The following is a 19,823-nucleotide window of genomic DNA, read 5'->3' as shown; positions in this document are numbered from 1 at the left end:
TCCCTGAAATATAAGTTTTCCCCAATTAATAGTTACCATGAATATCAGAACTGCCTTAGCCATTCATTCATGATGATGTTCATATAAAAGGGCGTAACGGATAGCCGCATCAATGTTAATTCCACTCTCCCAAGGGCGGTAACGTGTTCCCATTACAGGTCGGTTCTCTTTGTAATATTCTATCCAGACCCCTCTTTCGTCCAATGTTTCCATCATCATATTATAAACAGAGTCTTTTAATGGATGTTCTTGTTCCGTCAAAGCATATAAAAACAGACCGTAATCGTAACCCACGGTGATATCTCCATCGGGTCTCGACGGCATCCTTTTAGTTTTTTCATAAGTGCTTACAAGATCAATAATGAATAGTTCTTTTTGTTTTTCATCGAACAAATTTGAATGAAGATAGAATGGAGTCAAGGTCACGGATTGAATGTAAAATTTTGTCTTCTCCACTTTTTCCAGCTTTGTCTTAGGAAAACAATGAGGGCATAGGTATCTGTCATTTTCATTTTTTTGTGTCCAATCAACCACTTGACAGCCTTGGAGCCTTGCTTCACATACGCCATGCCTAAAGGCTGGAAGGTCTTCCCCCGATGTCCGTGTGGGATTATTCGTCATCAACCCATTCTCATCAATAAAATTATCAGCAAATGCATCTTTAACGCTTTTAAGCACCTTTTTTTCCATTTCCAAACGAGACTGTTCCCATAGACCGTATTTCTCAATCCATTCCAATAATAATTCTCCTCCTGTAACAAACAGTAAGGTGGCTTCGGACGAACCATCGTAAATTGTGGTTCGGGGAAGAATATTCCCGGCAATATAAGTCTCATCCCCATTAAATGGTAGCATCTTTTTCATTAAATGTTTTTTCTGACTTTTCCAACACCATTCCAGCATGGGTAAGATTTCTTCAATGAACATTTGATCCCGGGAAATCATTAAATAATCGAATGCCTGAATGATTAAATACCCGGTTATTTCCACATCATCATTTTCATGGATATGGAATCCATACATTCCAATTCCCTGGGCATTTTTTAAATATCCATATTTTTGCCATACGCACCAATAGTAATTCAAAATATCCTTAGCCTCCTTGTGGTACCCCATTGCTAATAATCCTCTGGATGCACCGTATTGATCACGGATATATCCCATGTGAAAATTATGTCCCGCAATTATTGCACCTTCAGCACTTTGTTGAGTCTTAAGTAAGATTGCAATATTGTCAATAGTCTTCAACAATTTACCCTTGCCGGGGAAATGATTGAGTTGCTCATTGAAATTTATTCTTCTATTGGTAAATTCATCCCAATATTCTCTGGTTTTGTCTAACCATATGCCGGGAGACTCCGATATTAGCTCTATTGCGTTCAATGTGTTATCGGCATAATTATTAGCTCCGGCTATATAAATATATCCTTTTCCCGGTTCACAAATGAGCCGATAAGCCAGGTCGGTTTTTCTTTCAATACTGATATTTCCTTTTAGAAGTAACTGATGATACAGGTCTTGAGTGATAGGGTAAGAACCATAATAAAATGAACCTGACGGTGTCTTGGATACAATAGCATGATTGACAGACTCTGAGTAATTCGATGTATTTTCTGTCCACACATGTCCTTCCGGCTTATTCAATATCATGTGTATGGTATCTAAAGCATGAATTTCTCGAATGAATCCCGGCACTCCCTGAACAACGAAATCCGTAAATCTGCCAATCTGCCTATCACCTATCATTAATTCATAATGCCATATTGCACGGCCGGGTTCCCGTTTTGATATTATGGTGTAACCCTCATCAAGGATAATTTGCATGGCAGACGGTGCACTATAAGGGGGACCAAAAACCTGAATGATATCAGCCCTATCCTCATAGATAGATAAAGATCCGTTCCCAAGACAAGCAATATGATCTTGGGCCTCCACTCTAATTAAACTTGCAATAAAGCAAAAACAAAGAATCGTCTTGATCAAGTAGTTATTTTTCATATATATTAACTGAGAAATTCTCCAATATTACTTTTGAAGTATTGTGACCATTTCTTACATAATTCGGTAATTCAAACAATATTCCACACATCGTTAATCTATAAGCAGACAAATCCTTCGACAACCGATGGTCATTAGAGGATAAAATAGCGTTAATCAGATTATTCTTTGATATATTGACTATAAAATTCTTTTTTTTGTCGAATGGCTCCGATTGTAATTCGGAAGAGCCATTCACTTTATCTATGAATCTACTCGTATGATACAGAGGTGTTGACACAAAATTCACAAAAGTATCATTCGCGTGCGCCGTTTCTCTATATAAACCACGGGACTCATAAAATGGAATGATGTAGGCAAAAGTTACTTCCGATGCTGTATCATATAGATAAAAGCCAAAAGACAGTTGTGTAACCGGAGCTTTCTCAGCAGGAAATCCGGTCTTCGATATGTTGCCCTCCCCATCCGTTAGTAGAACATAAGGCACAGCAGCCGAAACAGAAAAATTCAATCCGGAGTCATCTCCTTTTGAAGACCATGGAAATAGTTCTTCTGAAAAGGCTTTTGATAACCATATATGTGGTCCGCCACCTATTATTTCCCGATAAAGTAACCGGTCTTCCAAATCCTTCGTATTGATTAAGAAAGAGACTTCATTTCCATGAATAGCCACACCCGAATCCGTTAATCCTAATTCTTTATAGAATATACTATCACCGATATACCTGGTGGTGATCAGCAATCGATCTTCTGGCACATTTTGGGGGTAATCTGGCAGAATAATCACATTTTCTATTTCGGAAGGGGCTACCAACTCTCTTTTAGAAACTGAGTGAGACTGGCACCCCAATAACAAGACCACTACAGCGTATGTTCCGCAAAAAGTCACGAATCTATTAAAAGTATTCATTGTCACTCCGTTATTTATTCCGTAGTAAAATCTTCCCGTTTGCCATAGAAGAAAAATCTTGTCTCCGAAAAATCAGCGCTAAAATTCACTTGTTTGGCTGCCTCATGCCAAGTGTTAGTATAATAATCGTACACATCCATTTTCCCGGGAAAAACCAGTTGTTTTTTACCAGCTTCAGCCGCATGAAAAACGACCATGTTCGAATTGGCTAATATAGGATCTTGTAATTGGGAAAAGACATGTACTCCGGAGTTCTTGGCCAAAGATTTGATCAAGTCTGCTTTTATACTATAAGAAGCATAGAAAATTTGTCTCGATCCGTTCACTGAGTGTGAAACAAATGTGGGATATTTTCCGGTTTCACCCCATATCTCCACTCCTTTCGTGCTGGGGGAAAGGAAACAGATTTGATTTTTCTTTTCTATAGGATATTGAATGTTATTTTGGATATGTAATTTATTTCTGCCATCATTCGTCAGGGATATTATTGGCAAGATACCACCGACTGTTTTCTCTAACGGCATTCCGGTGAGTCGATAAACGATAGACTGGGGAGTCTGCCCAAAATCCCATAACCAGACGGTGGTTTTACCCTTTTGATGTAGTATTTTTGTTAATTTGCTTGCCAGGTTATCATCTACATCCAACATTCCCGACATGAAATAAAGCTTAGCAGATCCGGGAATCCTCCCTTCCAACAAATCATTCAAAGTATACATTCCGAATTGCACGGAAGCTTTATATAACTCGTCCCGCAGGTAATTCATCATATACTTGTTGATTTTCCAGGGATCCGAAGCATATTTAAAACCCTCCTCATTTACAATCAAAACGACTTGGGGAGCAGATGCAGGCCTAAATTGTTCATACGAACGATACAACTCTGTCAAATGGTTTATCTCCTTCCAAAAATCAATATGGTCATACCACCCCCGGCCTACAAGATCATAAGTCCATCCACCGGAACCTTTCAAAATCTGATATCCCAACTGACGTCGAAATACCTGAACCAGGTAGTGATGATTAGCAATGCTCCTATTAATTCCTTCACCCACATATTGATCGAGTGAGTTATGGGGCGATCGGAAATCACACTCATACAAGTACAGTTTTCCTCTACTTTGGATAGCGTCTATCAAGGTCATCTCTGCTCCGACACCTCCCTCATTCCGATTTTGATAGCAAACGGGAGATGTTAGAAAATCAATATCTTTATTCGACAAAATGGTATTCAAAGCGAAATGTCCAGATCGAGCATCCGGTAACTCCAGCTGATATCCGTAATATATCCCCACAATAGCTCTTCGGTTCGTAGCTTTCTTGATTAAAGAGGCAAATTTACTAATTACCTCGGCTACCATCTCGTTATAATAATCAAGATAATCCAATACTTCCGGATCATCCACCCGGGTATAATGAATCCTATCAGTACCGGCTATCCAGCCATTTTTTAATTTATCATACAAAGCATCAATCGAGGGAGAAGTATCATATTTTTTCTCCAGCCATACCCTGAATTTATTCATATTGGCATCGGAAATATCGATTCCATTTTCAACAAAATTATATTGGAACCACTCTCTACCGCCTCCGGCTGTAAAATTATATCCGATAACCCGTGATGCATATGCCTTATAACCCTGAATATAATTGATAGTAGCAGTCAATATATCCATAGCATTGCTTTGCCATACTTCTGACGCAATTGACACCTGATCTCCATAAGAATCGTCTGCATAACGCACGTGTTCTGTGGGATCATAATATTTTGTCAGGCATTCCCTTGATAGATCTATGCGGAGCAGAATAAAACCACTAGGATCATTTTTCACAATACGCATCAAAGCTTCATCCAACCTGGAAAAATTCCATCTATCTTTTTCTTTCCATACCGATGTATTGACCTGGTGTAGGTGAATATTTCCGTATTTAGCAGCATAATAAACCTGTCTATCATTAATTATACGGCTTTTAGGATTATCCGCATCTGTATTAACGAATGACAGGAAAGGGATGATAAGTTCACCATTAATCAGCAATTGCGGTCTTCCGTCGACCGATTTTATCTCAGCCTCCGGCATTGGAGGCTGAGAATTATAATCAGTGTGTTGAGCTGCAACATCGTGAATATTAAATTCTACGAGAATGAAGATAATTGTCAGAATTAAAACCTTATTCATCTTTGATCAGTCTTACGGAATAGCCCCCTTTCTTCGCTCCTCCCGAATATATTGCTTGCGTATGATTATGTTCTATAATTCTGATAAGACCGGTGGTGGGATTATGTTCTGTTGAACACCAATAGATTCCCTGAATCGTCAGATTTCCCCCAATGGTGCCCGTGCCGGCTACACCTCCTCCAACGGCAGTAAAACCGCTAGAATTAGTCGCTCCTTCGTTTGGATCGGCCCAATGCGAAGGATCAGTCGATTTTAATTTTCCCCCCGCAACGGCATCACCGCCCAAATAATTCACCAAGATAGTCCAATCTTCCTCTGTGGGAACACGCCATCCTTCAGGGGCAATATTTCTTGGGTCGGCAAGGGCATACCAATTGTATAAGTTTCCGACAACGTCAGCAACTAAATCATTATTCTGATAGATACCGTACTTACCTACTTCCACATTCCATTCACTCGCCAAAGTGACTCGTTCTATCGGATCCCCATTTCTATAGTGTGTTACTTTAAGATTTTCCACCATCCATGTCTGATTTCCGATTTTTACTGTCGTATATTCATTTCCGTCGACATCTTTAATAGTAGGTGCTCCTGTCTTGAAATTTATAGGATTACTATACGCAACACCCCCGCTGTTAATGGCATAAGCCCTGACAGTATATACAATACCAGCCTCCAGATCCTGAAGTACACATGAGAATTCTTGTGATTCTTCTGTACACTCAACCTTAAAATCTTCAATTGTGGGATTTCCCTCAATGTTCCAACAGAATCCCTTTGTTGTTACTGTTTCCTCATACTGTATAATACTTCCGGAAACAATTGCGGAAGTTGATGTTATATCTGTAATAACAGGGGGAGCCAAAATCGCTAGTGGTGCTGTTGTCGTGAAATGGATAACCTCACCGTAAGCGGTACCTTTGAGGTTTGTGGCATAAGATCGAACGTAGTATGATGACGCAATATCAAGGTTTGTCAGAAGAGTTCTGTACTCTCCTTCAGAAAAACCATTCATGGTCTTTGAATCTTCAATCGTTGGTACCTGGGTGGTTGAACTCCAGCATATTCCAGACACCTTCACACGTCCTCCTCCATTATTATGTATTACAGAAATAATCTGGGCAGAATTCTGGGTTATATCATTCACCGACACTGTTTCAACATTCGGTAAATTCATTTTATCTAAAGACACATCGTCTATTAAAGCATACTCTTTCTTGCAACCGTAGAATAGGACAAGACTCAGTGCGATAAATATGATTGGTGATAAATTTGTCTTCATATAAATACTTTAAAAAATTAGTGTAAGATCATTACCATCCTGGATTTTGTTGTTCGCTAAAATTAGGAATGTTGGATACATCTCCTATTGGAAGGGGGAATATCAGGAATTTCTCCTGCCATGCATTTCGTTCTCCCAAACTGAATCGTTTGTAAAATAATGCATTATCATTATCTTTCATTATTTCCATTCCTGTAACATTTCTATCTGTCTTATCCAAAATTTTCCATCTCCTGACATCCCAGAAACGATGTTCTTCGAAGGCCAGTTCAACTCTTCTTTCATTTCTGATTCGAGATCTCATTTCTTCCTGCGTTAAATTAGGTGGAAGTTCTTTCATCCCGGCTCTTTTCCGGATTTCATTGATAGCATTGTATACACCACCTATTGGTCCATTCGCTTCATTTTCGGCTTCGGCCAGATTGAGATAAAGTTCAGCCAGACGGTATTTCTTCCAGGTAGCTGTACTGGTTTGGGTTCCCTGAATGCGTGGGTCAATATATTTTCTTAAATAATAACCGGTATGTGTATTTTTAGTATATGGAGGAACTTTTAAGAGTTGGTCACTTCCTCCTATAAATGTTTCTACAATATGGATATTTCCATTGATATTATCATAGATAGCCCCATTATACCAAACGGTTTCATAAAATCTGGGGTCTCGTCCTTCATATGGGTTTGCCGGGTCGTATCCCGACTCTTCGTTAATTATCGGAATGAGATGCTCTTTATCCTGATATCCTAATATAGCGGGTTCTCCTGTTTCTTGCATATCATAAGCATCCACTAATTCTTGTGTGGGGCAAACACCGGCTTTAGAACTTCCCGGCCTGCTGGGTATACTATGATTTGCGATAAAAAGGGCACCGGCTCCACTGGATTCTAAAATTGTTTCAGTATCCGTCGGGTTATCTTGATAATCCATTCCTAATAGAAAATATTTGCCGTAATTATCTACCAATTTATAAACATCATCAGCGGTTAATTTTTCAATCGCTTGTCTTGCCGCAATCGCAGCATTACTCCATTTCTCCTTCTGATTATCGGGGTTCCATAACGGAGATGCATTATAGAGAAGCGCTTGAGATTTTATTGCGTACGCAACTGCGCGTGTCATTCTCCCGGCTTCGGCACCATAAAATATTCTTAAAGGTATGTTTGTGTTTGCAATTGCATCATCACAATCTTTCACAATAAAATCAATGTTATCCTGAAATGTGGGCCTGGTCAATGAGGCATATTCAAAATTAACATCAGGGGCTTTCTCGAATATAGGCATCGGCCCATATTGCTTCACTAATTCCCAATAATAATAGGCACGCAGGATTTTGGCCTCGCCAATAAGCCTTTCTTGCTTTTTTCTGTCTTCAAATTCTATAAGATGAATATTCTCCAAGAAGATATTCGCATATTGTACTCCCCTCCACATCTGACTATATAAGTCTATCCCTGGATTATAGGATGGAGTTAACCCTCCTGCAATCCATCTGGCATTAATATTTGGAGCGCCGCTTCCCACCATCGAGTCCTCCGCTTCATCACTCGAACCAGCAAGCATCGATTGGTTCGTATAGTACCAAAAGTAGGCAGGACGAAAAGTATATACCGTGCCCAAAAAAGCTTCTGTTTTTATTTCCTCCTTAAAAACATCTGATAAAGTAATTCTTCCGTCGGGCTGGATATCTAAATCAGCACAAGCTACGAAGAATAAAGAGAATAGATATATAATATATTTTTTTTCCATTTGTGTCTTTGTTTTAAAATATTATATTTATACCAAAATTGAAGAGTCTTGTATTAGGATAGGTAAAACTATCAGGTATCTCAGGATCGAAGTTTTTCGTAGAGAGCCTGTCCCATGTATATAAATTAAAACCATTAAAATAAACACGGATTGATTCCGGCCCGATATTTTTCACCATACGCTTAGGTAAGGTATAACCTAATTCTGCATTTTTTAATCTTATATAACTTGCATCTTCCAAAAAAAATGAATTCAGAATCTCATTGGGAGAACTCTCCCCGGTCAGTCTGGGATAACTAATTCTATGGCCATTCTCCGCTCGTTCCTTTGTCCAACTTTCCAAATGTCTTTCTACAAAGAAGAATTTGGAGTGCGTGCCCCTGTCTGCATAGAAATTTGAGACATTCGTCACACCTTGAAATAAGAGACTAAGATCCCATGATTTATATTGGATACTAAAGGCAGAGGCAAAAGTGTATTCGGGAACGGATGAGTATCCATAAGGTACCCGGTCTCTTTCATCAATGACTCCATCTTTGTTGGCATCTTTATATCTGAAATCTCCCGGTTTTGTGGGTCGTCCTCCCACATTTTGTATCGGAGAATTTAGGATCTCTTCTTCATCGTTAAAATATCCCTCTACGATATATACAAAAGGTTGTCCTATCCTGTAGCCTGTTTGCCTGTATCTATAGGCATACTCTTCAGGGAGCAAAGGCTCATCAGCAAAAATCTGTTTGTTCCGTGCATAATTCACATTGAATTTTGAATAAAAGAATAAATCCTGTGTAAATGATTTTTTATAAATCAGCTCAATTTCATACCCTTTATTCTCTATTATTCCAATGTTAGCGGGTGGCAACACTCCCATACTAAATCCATTTAGGCTGGGTATAGTGTTACGTCTCCTTAAAATATTGTTCCTTCGCTCATGAAAGAAATCCATATTTATGGATATTGAATTTAAAAATTCAATATCGATTCCAATATTTGTTTTCTTTGCCACCTCCCAAGTTAGTTTCCGGTTGCCAAATAACGCGATATTGATCAATTGTCCCTTCCCTAGGCTCCCAAGTCCACCAGATACAACAGATATATCATCCAAATACAAAAATCTGGTTCCTCCAATCCGATCATTTCCGACCTTACCGTAAGATGCCCTTAATTTTAAATGGGTTAAGAAAGAATTATCATACAGGAACTCTTCATTAGAAAGGACCCAGGCTCCGGAAATCGCCGGGAAGAATCCGAACCGATTTCCTTTGGCAAACTGTTCTGAACCATTGTATCCGGCATTAATTTCGGTGAAATAACGATTGTCGTAATTATATCCGACTCTTGCAGCAAATCCTTCCAGATTATAAGGTAATTCTTGCCCGTGAACGATCTTTTGTCGTTGATATAATAGAAGACCGGTGAGGTCATGTTTTCCAAACAGACGGTGATAATTCAAGTATCCTCTGAAGTTCGTATACTGAGAGTAGCTGTTTCCTCCCCTGATGGTCAAAGGTGTATTCTCTATATCGTTTAGCCTTCTATAATATACACTATCCATTCCGTTTGAATCCGGAATATTTTTATCGATCACCTGCACATATCTTTCGTATGACCTGGAGGCGAATAAATTATTGGTTGAGCTGGCGTCAAAAGAGAGTTCTCCCTTTATGGACAGACCTTCAGTTATTTTCTTCAAATCATACTCCATCCCATATGTGGCAGTTACATTGTTTCTATTTTGTTGTGCATATCCCGACCTGTTTAATTGTCCAAAAGCAGGATTTGGAACAGTTTCTGTGGTGAGGACTTCCCCTTCGGGAGTTGTTGTCCCCGGAAGCGTTGGAGGGAGATCATTCATATATGCTAGGATATGCCAGGCGGGTGAATTATTACTAAGATTTGCATTGAGGTCTCCACCTAAAATATGTAACACTCCTTGCGGCATATTTTGTTTCTCTAAATATCCCGCAATGTTGAGATAGGTACTTAATTTTTTGGAGAGATCAATATCTATGTTAGACCGGAAACTATAGCGATCCAATTTGAACGATGGGTCGTAGGGTAAACCCTTCTCTGTTTTAAACATGCCTCCTTGATTGAGATAGCCTGCATTTACAAAGTACTTTACAAAATTCGCTTTCCCCGTTACATTCAAATTATACCGTTGCTGTATTGCGTAATCGTTGATTAATTCCTTTCTCCAATTTGTATTGGGATATCTGACAGGATCTTCTCCAGTCCTAAACATTTCAATATCTCTGGCAGAGTATCTTTTTTCTTGTCCGTCATTTTCCAGTACAAGATTGGTTAATATGGCATGGCCATAAGAATTGACCGGTTTTACGAATCGAGGGAAATCCTGTACTGATACCTCGGCCGTAAATCCTATTTCGGGGGTACTTGAAGTTCCTCTTCTGGTTGTGACCAATATTACTCCATTTGCACCGCGAACACCATATACAGCAGTTGCCGATGCATCTTTTAAAATAGTGATCGACTCAACTTCATTGGGATCAACATATGTTAAGTCCCGTTCAATACCATCCACAAGTATTATGGGAGTTTGTCCGTTTACTGTCCCTAATCCTCTTAATACTAGCTGGGTTGCATCTCTACCCGGCTCTCCACTTCTTTGTATCGCGGTTAATCCGGGTAGTCTTCCGGCTAAACTTACGGCAAGGTTTGCGGCAGGACTCTGTTTAATTTCTTTAGTTTGTATAGACGCTATTGATCCCGTGATACTGATCTTTTTCTGTTTGCCATATCCAACAACCACAACTTCTTCCAATGCTTCCGAGTCTTCCTGCAACACAATATTAAAATTTGTTTTACCTACTGTAGAAATATCCTGCGACAAGTATCCAATATATGAAATTCGGATAATGGCATCAACTTCTACATCCAATATAAATCTTCCGTTGATGTCCGTTACAGTTCCATTTGTGGTACCTACTTCAATAATATTTGCTCCGATGATAGACACACCAGTCGTATCAATAATCGTTCCGGTGATTGTCTTCTTTTGTCGCTGAACAGCAACTTCCTTTTCTGCCGTCTTCTTCATGATATACACCTGCCGACCATCAATCTTATACGTCGTTTGTGTTTCCGCAAACAGCAGATCGAGGACCTTCTCAATAGACGCATCATTTACCTGTAACGTGACCTTCCGGTTGAGATCGACATCATTGTTGTTATAGAAAAAGACCATGTCACTGGTTTTCTCAATAACACGAAGGATCTCCCTTACCGATTTATCGGTCTGATGAATGGTAATTGCCTGCGCATTTGAATTCCAAAGAAAAAATTGTACCAAGCAGGTCATAATGATGAACTGAGCTCTCTTTCGTTTAAACCCCAAATTGATTTTCTTCATGACATATTGAACTAAAATTATTGATTAAATTGTATTCTGTATTCGTTGTCTTTTACACCGAAATTAAAGGATGCTATTTGTGATAAGTTATTGAGTAAATGTGAAATATTATCTTTCAACTCTAATTTACCCGAGCATAGGATTCCGGAAGGTTGTTGTTGTGGAAAGATCATGGTAACATTATAGTAACGCGACAATTGTAAAAGAATATTTTCAATAGGCTCATTCCTGAATATATAGATACCGTCGCGCCAAGAAGTATATATCTCAGCATCTACTGTTTCCACACTGCTTTCTTTTCCGATACATGTATACATTTGATTGGGAGATAATCGTGTATTTTCCCCATTCAACATGACGTCCACCAAACCATTTACCAATACAACCCTTCTCTGGCTATCTTCCTTGTAAGCCGAGACATTGAAAGATGTGCCCAACACATAAATCTCCAACTTGTCCGTTTTCACTAAGAAAGGCCGGTTTTCATCCCGTTTTACTTCGGCATAGATTTCCCCGTCTACGTATATTTCTCTTTTATGATCAGGAAAAACTGCCGGATAAATTACTGTAGTGCCTGCATTTACCCACAGGGAAGTTCCGTCGGCCAATGTCAGGGAGGCTCGTTTTCCATAGGGTACATGCAGTTGATTATAAGATAGTTCTGTAGCTGATGTATGTGAGACCTCCTGATCCACGGCCTCATTATTAACAGTCAATGAACCCGCACTGTCGTATTTTATTTCCGCATCTTCTCCATCAATCTCAACCTGCCTGTCTCCTGTCACTATCCGTATCTCTCCCTGAGTTTGTTGCTGATGACCTAATTGAAATTGTGTGTAATCGATCTCGTGGTTATTTTCGGGAGACGAATGATCTTTTTTGAAAAGAAAGGTAAGAGATAACCCAATAACGATGGCACTACAGGCTGCAACAGACAGGTATTTATATAGACGAACTCCTTTTTTTCGCTTGTTTTTCAGCGAATTTCTGGTCGTATCTATTCTTTTCCATAACTGTTCTTTTCTTTCCCAGGCCAACTCATGACGATTTTGCCTTATGGATTTCAATAACATATTGGCGGAAATGAACTCATTGATATCGATCTTCTTGCGGTCGATGAGTTCCGTCCAGAAGAGTTCACTCTCTCTGGTAGGAGAAATCATTGATTCAATGAAAAAATCGTCATCAAGAAGATCAATGTCATTATAATTGGTATAATCTATTTTCATTTTGTATTTGTAAGCTCTTTCAATTAATGGGTCACTTTATATTATCGGCATTTAAAGAAGATGATATACCTTCTTTCCGGATCCTGGAGACAGCCCGGTGTACCAACATCTTCACCGACTGGTAATTGATTTGCATGATCTCCGCTATTTCATCATAAGAATATCCTTCGATAAAGCGCAAGTGAATGGCTTCCTTTTGATGTAGGGTAAGGCCTGACAACAGACGTTTGACTAATCTGTCCTTATGGCTTTTCTCCTCATTTTCAATCCATAAATCCTGACTGTTTTTTTCGATAAACGAGTCGGAACCATCATTTACAATTTCCACATAGCGTTTGTTATTTCTTAATAAAAATAAAATCCGATGACGGAACGCTGCTATCAGATATTGTTGCAAGTTGGAAATATGGTTGAATCTCTTTTCATTTGTATAGATATCTATAAATACATCATGTATTGCATCTTCTATCAGTCCTGTATCAGAATGAAACGACTGGCCATAAGCATACAGGCTATCCGCATACGTCCTGTACATAAACGCAAGCAGGTCTTCGTTCCCGTCAAATACTGTACCCTGACCGGATCGGATCTTTACGGCCTTCTTTATTTTCATTTTTTTCAGATCTATCTCCATGATACTGTCTTCAATAAAGAGAGAAAATTCTGATATCTTTCATAATCGGACCAATACATATATAACGAATTCTTTTTGCGACATTGCTAAATGAGAATGTTCAAAACGCCCTTATACTAATAAGGGGAAAGTGATTTGCAAAAGTATACAATCAGATGGTTAAAAATATATAAATTAAACATTATTCCTTTATCCTGTTTCCTATTTACTTTATTGTATAAAAATGCAAGATGAATTTTCTTTACCGATAGTTTTATATTATATTTGTGGTAGAGTATGAACGATTTAATTATAACGGTTATGAATACAACTGAACTGGAAGCACAAAAAGCACTTTTGGCACGTGAAATACTCACAAGTGCCGATGAGAATATGATAAGCAGCCTGTTGCAGTTTTTAAAAGAATACCGTCTTGCGGACTCCTCAAAAAAAACTATTCGAAATCGTAAACTAGGGGTGTTGGACGGTAAAGCTAAAATCGTATTTGCCGATGACTTCGAAATGACAACCGAAGAATTGATTTCACTGCAATGAAACGGTTGATGTTGGACACTCACACGTTATTGTGGACTATCGGCAAGAGTGATGCGTTACCTTCTCAAACGATTAAATTTATAAAAGACGGTAAAAACGAGATTTTTGTGAGTACAGTATCTTTGTGGGAAATAGCACTCAAATACAGTTAGTGTATCAGTCAAAATATCACTTTAATCAGTAAAGACAATAAAATGAGACTCTATAAAGAAAATGGATTAGATTGTATTTGGTAATCTGAACCTATTTACTTTACCGATAGTTTTTATTAGTTTTGTGAAACAAAATTAGTTTGTATGAAGACAAAAGATGAATATATTCAATTACTTCACTCTTCGGATAGATTAATAACACAACAATTTGGTGTTCGATCTTTGCGACTCTTTGGCTCTGTTGCCCGAGATGAACACACGTCTATAAGCGATGTTGATATATGTGTGGAAACTGAGACGCCGAATCCTTTCCTGATAATGGATTTAAAAGAGTATCTGGAAAATTTGTTAGGCTGCCCTGTAGATATTATTAGATTCAGAGAAAGCATGAATTCATACTTAAAAGAACATATTGAAAAAGAAGGAATTTATGTCTTATAATAAAGAATTAGCCATACATATTTTAAAACAAATTGAAAAGGCTATTTTGCTTATTCAAGATAGGACTTTGGAAATTCATAGTGCGTCAGATTTTCTAACTAAACCCAGGAATGTGGAAAAATTAGATGCGGTATGTATGCAATTTATAACAATCGGTGAAAGTTTAAAGGGATTAGATAAGGTAACCAACAAAGAGTTATTAAGTACAGATCCAAATATTCCCTGGAGTAAAATTATGGGGTTAAGAGATTTTATTGCTCATCATTACTTTGATGTCGATGCTGACGAGATTTGGTGGATTATCGAAAATGAACTGAACCCTCTTTTTAATGCGATTCAAACATTTATTAATATACTTTCTAACCCAAATAACAAATGAGAATCCATTTTACCTCAATTTTAGCAGTAGTTTTATTGTTGTCTTTCTCATTGCAAGCCCAGGAAAATCTCCCGTCCAGCCAAAGAAAAGAGATTATCTCCCCGGAGACACATGCCGACAATTCCGTCACATTCCGTTTAACGGCCCCTACCGCCAACGACGTGTCTGTGACAGGTGACTTCCTGGCTCCCGGGGAGGAAGCGAAAATGACAAAAGATGCCGACGGGGTTTGGAGTTATACAACACATCCCCTCCCCTCCGAGTTGTACACCTATGCTTTCAACGTGGACGGACTACAGATGAATGATCCCAACAACGTGTATTACCGGCGAGACGTGGCCAGCACACTGAACGTATTGCTTATCGGGGATGGACAGGCTGACCTCTATAAGGTGAATAGTGTCCCACACGGCACGATAACAAAACGGTGGTATCAATCGCCCGGCAACAATATGACCCGGCGGATCACCATCTATACGCCACCCGGATATGAAGAGAACAACAGCTCCTATCCGGTTCTTTATCTCTTGCATGGCATGGGTGGCGATGAAGAGGCCTGGATGACCCTCGGACGTGCATCTCAGATTGCGGATAACCTGATTGCCGAAGGTAAAGCAAAACCCATGATCATTGTGATGCCTAACGGGAATGTGGCACAGGAAGCCGCCCCCGGAGAATCGAGCCTGGGCTTCTACAAGCCAGGGTTCCGGTTACCACACACCATGGATGGAAAATATGAGGAGACTTTTGGAGAGATTGTCCGGTTTGTCGATTCTCAATACCGAACCATCCCTGAAAAAGAAGGACGCGCTATCGCCGGGCTTTCCATGGGTGGATTCCACACCTTGCACATCTCAAGATATTATCCGGATACGTTTGATTACATGGGGCTTTTCTCCGCTGCCATCATGCCCGACAAAGCAGTCAAATCAAAGGTATATGAAAACATCGAAAAAACACTGGCTGCGCAGAAATCCAATGGTTATGCGTTATACTGGATCGCTATCGGAGAAGAGGATTTTCTCTATCAGGCCAATATCGATTTCAGGAAAAAACTGGATGAAATGGACTTCCTTTATATTTACCGGGAATCGGGAGGGGGACATACATGGCGCAACTGGCGAATCTACCTGTCGGAATTCCTGCCGATGCTCTTTAATAAAAAATAACTACCGCCTTTTTCCGATACAAAGATTTAATTCATAGTTTTGTAGAGATTACGATATAAAACAACAAATTATGTCAACAACAGCCAAACTGTACTCATTCAACCTCGCCAACACGAAGACTTATCTGTTTGCGGCGATATTTATCGTCGGCAACCTGCTCTTACCGCAATTGGCGCACCTTGTGCCTCAGGGTGGACTTATCTTCCTGCCCATTTATTTCTTCACACTGATCGCCGCCTATAAATACGGCATCCACGTGGGATTGCTGACCGCTGTCTTATCCCCGCTGGCCAACCACTTGCTGTTCGGTATGCCTCCCGCAGCCGTACTGCCGGCTATCCTGATCAAATCAGTAATCCTGGCAATTGCAGCAGCAATCGCAGCCAAACATGCAGGCAAAGTATCCCTTGTGGCTATTCTGTTGGCCATCCTTGCCTATCAACTGATCGGCACGGGTATAGAATGGGCTATCACCCAAAATTTTGCCATTGCCATTCAGGATTTCCGCCTTGGTGTTCCCGGAATGCTTGTTCAACTCTTTGGCGGTTACCTTGTGCTGAAAGCACTGTCCAAAATATAAGATGATCCCAGGAAAATCATTTGAAGAAGTCATGCAACGGTTTCGTGAGATTACCTTTCATGAAACTTTTGACATGATTGTCGCGATTGCCAATGGGGGTATCATTCCGGCAGCTATCATCAACCAACGGCTGAATATAGAAATACAACTTCTAAAGATTAATTTACGTGATCCCAACCAACAGCCGAAGTACAACAGCCCGAAGTTAATCTCCCCTATCGACTTTGATTATAAAGGCAAATCAATCCTGCTGGTGGAAGATCGCATAAAAACGGGGGCAACAGTGCAATATGCCATCGAACTTTTGCAGGAAGCCCGTGAAATAAAAACATTCGCCGTGAACGGGAAGGCCGATTATTCACTTTACGATGAATCCTGCTTCAGATTTCCCTGGATAATATAAAGATTTGTGATATAGAAATTAGGATGTAAGATTCTCAACTTCTTCACTTCTTCACTTCTTCACTCCAGACTTCTTATTCAAAAAACAATTCAACAATAAAACAATAAAAAACAACCATGGACAGACGGAATTTCTTACGGGCGGTAGCTCTCACGGGAGCAGCGCTTACCACAGTAAAAGAGACAGATGCGATGAGCGTACTCACCCAGTCGTTCGAAACCGCCGACGCCACCAAAAAATATGATTTGGTCGCCGTCATGGGAGGCGAACCGGAAGCCATGTTCCGAAAAGCCATCTCAGAGATAGGAGGAATGGGCAACTTCATCAGCAAAGGGGATAAAGTATGTGTAAAACCTAATATCGGATGGGACCAACCGGTGGAGATGGCAGCCAACACCAATCCGAAACTGGTAGCGGAGATCATCAAACAATGCTTCGATGCCGGCGCCTCGGAAGTGACCGTCTTCGACCATTCCTGCGACGATTGGCGTAAATCGTATGACAGCAGCGGCATTGAGGAGGCGGCAAAAAAAGCGGGGGCCAAAGTAATGCCCGCCCATCAGGAGTCTTATTACAAAACTGTATCTCTCCCCAAGGGAAGAAGCCTCAAAACCGCCAAGATCCACCAGGCAATCGTGGACAGCGACAAATGGATCAATGTACCCGTCCTGAAAAATCATGGCGGTGCACAACTCACTATCTCCATGAAGAATTATATGGGGATTGTCTGGGATAGGGGCTATTTCCATGCCAACGACCTGCAACAGTGTATTGCCGATGTGTGTACTTATTCCAAGAAACCGGTTTTAAATATAGTGGATGCATACAGGTTGATGAAGACCAGCGGTCCGAGGGGAAAATCCCTCTCTGACGTAGTACTCTCCAAAGGCATGTTCATTTCCCAGGATATTATCGCGGTCGACACTGCCGCCGCCAATTTTTTCAATCAAGCGCGGGAGATGCCACTCAAAAATGTGACACATATCTCAAAAGGAGAGGAATTGGGCATCGGCACAATGCAACTGGATAATCTGAATATCCGAAGATTGCGGATATGATTGTATGTTGAAAAAAATACGTATCACACTCTCTCTGATCCTTTTTACGCTGATCACGCTTTACTTTCTGGATTTCAGGGAATTTTTGCCCGACCGCCTCAGTTTTCTGGCTGAAATACAACTTATTCCGGCACTGTTGGCGCTTAATATCGTTATCCTGATATCACTGGCAGTACTCACCCTTCTTTTCGGCAGGGTTTACTGTTCATCCATTTGCCCGATGGGAATTTACCAGGATATAGTAGCATGGCTTTCCAAAAGAGTGCACAGGAAAAAGAAATACCGTTACAGTAAAGCCAAAACCCTGCTGCGATGGGGTGTACTGGCAGGTACGGCCCTGACATTCGTTTCCGGATTCACCTTTCTGCTGGGATTGCTCGATCCTTACGGCGCTTATGGCAGAATAGTCACCCATCTGTTCCGGCCGGCTTACCTCGCCGGGAATAACCTGTTGGAGGCGATCTTCACCTCGTTCAATAATTTCACCTTTTATAAAGTCAGCATTTACACCCTGAGTATCTTTTCGCTTGTAACCGCCCTTATCACCCTGTTAGTCATTGGTTACCTGGCATGGAGAAACGGCAGGACCTGGTGCAATACCATCTGCCCGGCGGGAACCATACTCGGTTTTCTGAGTAAATTCTCGCTGTGCAGGATCCGGTTCGTAGACGAAAAATGCAATATGTGCGGATTATGCGCCATGAAGTGTAAAGCATCCTGCATCGATTTCAAAAACAAGCAGATAGATCACAGCCGTTGCGTCACCTGTTTCAATTGTATTGAAAGCTGTAACCGCAACGCGATGAAATATACCTTTAAAAAGAATGCCAACGAGGTGCCGGCATACACTTATCTGAAAGAGGAGAAACCGGTAAATGAATCGAAACGCCGTTTCCTGTCCGCGACACTGGTCACGGGGTTGGCAGCAGGAAAGCTTGCCGCGCGGACGGCCTCCCACAGTTTATTTCCGGCAGGAACAAATGGGAGCCTGTTGCCGGAAGAGACAGCGGACGATCTGCTTCCCAAAAGGGCTTTTAAACGACAAACGCCCATTGCTCCCCCGGGAGCGCTCACTTTTGATCATTTGCAGGAAAAGTGCATCTCATGCCATCTTTGCGTAAGTAAATGCCCGTCGCACGTAATCAAACCGGCTTTTCTGGAGTATGGCTTAGGGGGGATGATGCAGCCGAAACTCTATTTCGACCATGGCTTCTGCAATTATGATTGCATCATCTGCGGGGAGGTTTGTCCGACCGGGGCCATCCTTCCGCTGACGAAAGAAGAGAAGAACCACACCCAGATGGGACAGGTGCAATTGATCATTGAGAACTGCATCGTCTACTACGATGAGACAAGCTGTGGTGCCTGTTCGGAACATTGTCCTACACAGGCTGTCCGTATGGTACCCTACAAAGGACATCTTACCATTCCCGAGATCGAGCAGGAGATTTGTGTGGGTTGCGGCGGTTGCGAGTATGTCTGCCCTGCCATCCCCTATAAAGCCATTTATGTGGAAGGATTACGTTCACAAAATACGATCGAGATTGAACACGAAGAGGTAGAAGAGATTGTGATCGATGATTTCGGATTCTGACCGGGAAATACAGTTTCTGTAATTCCCGGTTTTTAACGTTCAATATCCATTTTAATTTTTTTATCAGAAAATAAATGGATAGATTTGCAAACTTGTTAATTGTTTCTTTGTTGTACTGATGATAGAGATTTCATTCAGCGGGCAAAAAAGGAAATATTTTTTT

16 protein-coding genes and 1 pseudogene are annotated in these 19,823 nt (G+C 40.6%); 8 read left to right on the top strand and 9 right to left on the bottom strand.

What is annotated here, in order from left to right; genetic code table 11:
• Positions 1-63: 63 nt before the first annotated feature.
• The 9 genes and pseudogenes from ABV001_RS11005 to ABV001_RS10965 form a co-directional block, all read right to left on the bottom strand.
• Complete coding sequence (locus ABV001_RS11005) at positions 64-1,998, bottom strand: hypothetical protein (RefSeq protein ID WP_352422843.1); 1,935 nt, start codon at positions 1,996-1,998, stop codon at positions 64-66.
• The gene (locus ABV001_RS11000) at positions 1,988-2,908 is read right to left on the bottom strand and encodes a hypothetical protein (protein ID WP_352422842.1); all 921 of its coding nucleotides are present in this window, start codon (positions 2,906-2,908) and stop codon (positions 1,988-1,990) included. Before ABV001_RS11000 ends, ABV001_RS11005 begins: the two co-directional genes overlap by 11 nt.
• 14 nt (positions 2,909-2,922) lie before the next feature.
• Positions 2,923-5,088 (bottom strand): hypothetical protein, encoded by a 2,166-nt coding sequence (locus ABV001_RS10995; protein ID WP_352422841.1) that lies wholly within the window; start codon positions 5,086-5,088, stop codon positions 2,923-2,925.
• Positions 5,081-6,370, bottom strand: a complete 1,290-nt coding sequence (locus ABV001_RS10990; protein WP_352422840.1) for an FISUMP domain-containing protein — start codon at positions 6,368-6,370, stop codon at positions 5,081-5,083. The genes ABV001_RS10995 and ABV001_RS10990 overlap by 8 nt, the downstream gene beginning before the upstream one ends.
• A 31-nt stretch (positions 6,371-6,401) precedes the next feature.
• Entirely contained in the window at positions 6,402-8,114 is a 1,713-nt protein-coding gene (locus ABV001_RS10985) for a RagB/SusD family nutrient uptake outer membrane protein (protein WP_352422839.1), read from the bottom strand.
• Between the two features lie 13 nt (positions 8,115-8,127).
• Positions 8,128-11,175: a SusC/RagA family TonB-linked outer membrane protein gene (locus ABV001_RS10980; RefSeq protein ID WP_352422858.1), complete on the bottom strand. Its 3,048-nt coding sequence runs from the start codon at positions 11,173-11,175 to the stop codon at positions 8,128-8,130.
• 3 nt (positions 11,176-11,178) lie between these two features.
• Positions 11,179-11,436: pseudogene (locus tag ABV001_RS17285) on the bottom strand (STN domain-containing protein); the annotation flags it as partial.
• A 68-nt stretch (positions 11,437-11,504) separates the two neighbouring features.
• Positions 11,505-12,716: a FecR family protein gene (locus ABV001_RS10970; protein ID WP_352422838.1), complete on the bottom strand. Its 1,212-nt coding sequence runs from the start codon at positions 12,714-12,716 to the stop codon at positions 11,505-11,507.
• 31 nt (positions 12,717-12,747) lie between these two features.
• Positions 12,748-13,329 carry an RNA polymerase sigma factor gene (locus ABV001_RS10965; RefSeq protein WP_352422837.1) on the bottom strand — a complete coding sequence of 194 codons (582 nt, stop codon included), beginning with the start codon at positions 13,327-13,329 and terminating at the stop codon, positions 12,748-12,750.
• A gap of 297 nt (positions 13,330-13,626) precedes the next feature.
• On the opposite strand from ABV001_RS10965, the gene ABV001_RS10960 reads away from it, so the two are divergent.
• The 8 genes from ABV001_RS10960 to ABV001_RS10925 all read left to right on the top strand — a co-directional run bounded on the left by ABV001_RS10960 (position 13,627) and on the right by ABV001_RS10925 (position 19,660).
• Positions 13,627-13,884 carry a hypothetical protein gene (locus tag ABV001_RS10960; protein WP_352422836.1) on the top strand — a complete coding sequence of 86 codons (258 nt, stop codon included), beginning with the start codon at positions 13,627-13,629 and terminating at the stop codon, positions 13,882-13,884.
• A 296-nt stretch (positions 13,885-14,180) separates the two neighbouring features.
• Positions 14,181-14,477, top strand: a complete 297-nt coding sequence (locus ABV001_RS10955; protein WP_352422835.1) for a nucleotidyltransferase family protein — start codon at positions 14,181-14,183, stop codon at positions 14,475-14,477.
• The gene (locus tag ABV001_RS10950; protein ID WP_352422834.1) at positions 14,467-14,856 is read left to right on the top strand and encodes a HepT-like ribonuclease domain-containing protein; all 390 of its coding nucleotides are present in this window, start codon (positions 14,467-14,469) and stop codon (positions 14,854-14,856) included. The genes ABV001_RS10955 and ABV001_RS10950 overlap by 11 nt, the downstream gene beginning before the upstream one ends.
• A complete protein-coding gene (locus ABV001_RS10945) occupies positions 14,853-16,025 on the top strand; it encodes an esterase (protein WP_352422833.1) in 1,173 nt (390 codons plus the stop codon). Before ABV001_RS10950 ends, ABV001_RS10945 begins: the two co-directional genes overlap by 4 nt.
• A gap of 70 nt (positions 16,026-16,095) precedes the next feature.
• Complete coding sequence (locus tag ABV001_RS10940; protein ID WP_352422832.1) at positions 16,096-16,605, top strand: ECF transporter S component; 510 nt, start codon at positions 16,096-16,098, stop codon at positions 16,603-16,605.
• Position 16,606: 1 nt separating this feature from the next.
• On the top strand, positions 16,607-17,008 hold the full coding sequence (locus ABV001_RS10935) for a phosphoribosyltransferase (protein WP_323424317.1): 402 nt from the start codon (positions 16,607-16,609) through the stop codon (positions 17,006-17,008).
• Positions 17,009-17,124: 116 nt separating this feature from the next.
• Positions 17,125-18,066 carry a DUF362 domain-containing protein gene (locus tag ABV001_RS10930; protein WP_352422831.1) on the top strand — a complete coding sequence of 314 codons (942 nt, stop codon included), beginning with the start codon at positions 17,125-17,127 and terminating at the stop codon, positions 18,064-18,066.
• Positions 18,067-18,070: 4 nt separating this feature from the next.
• The gene (locus ABV001_RS10925; RefSeq protein WP_352422830.1) at positions 18,071-19,660 is read left to right on the top strand and encodes a 4Fe-4S dicluster domain-containing protein; all 1,590 of its coding nucleotides are present in this window, start codon (positions 18,071-18,073) and stop codon (positions 19,658-19,660) included.
• Positions 19,661-19,823 lie beyond the last annotated feature (163 nt).

Source organism: Proteiniphilum sp. (assembly GCF_040307845.1).
Classification (GTDB): domain Bacteria; phylum Bacteroidota; class Bacteroidia; order Bacteroidales; family Dysgonomonadaceae; genus Proteiniphilum.
Note: the sequence above shows the minus strand (reverse complement) of the source record. Positions and strands in the feature narration are given on the sequence as shown.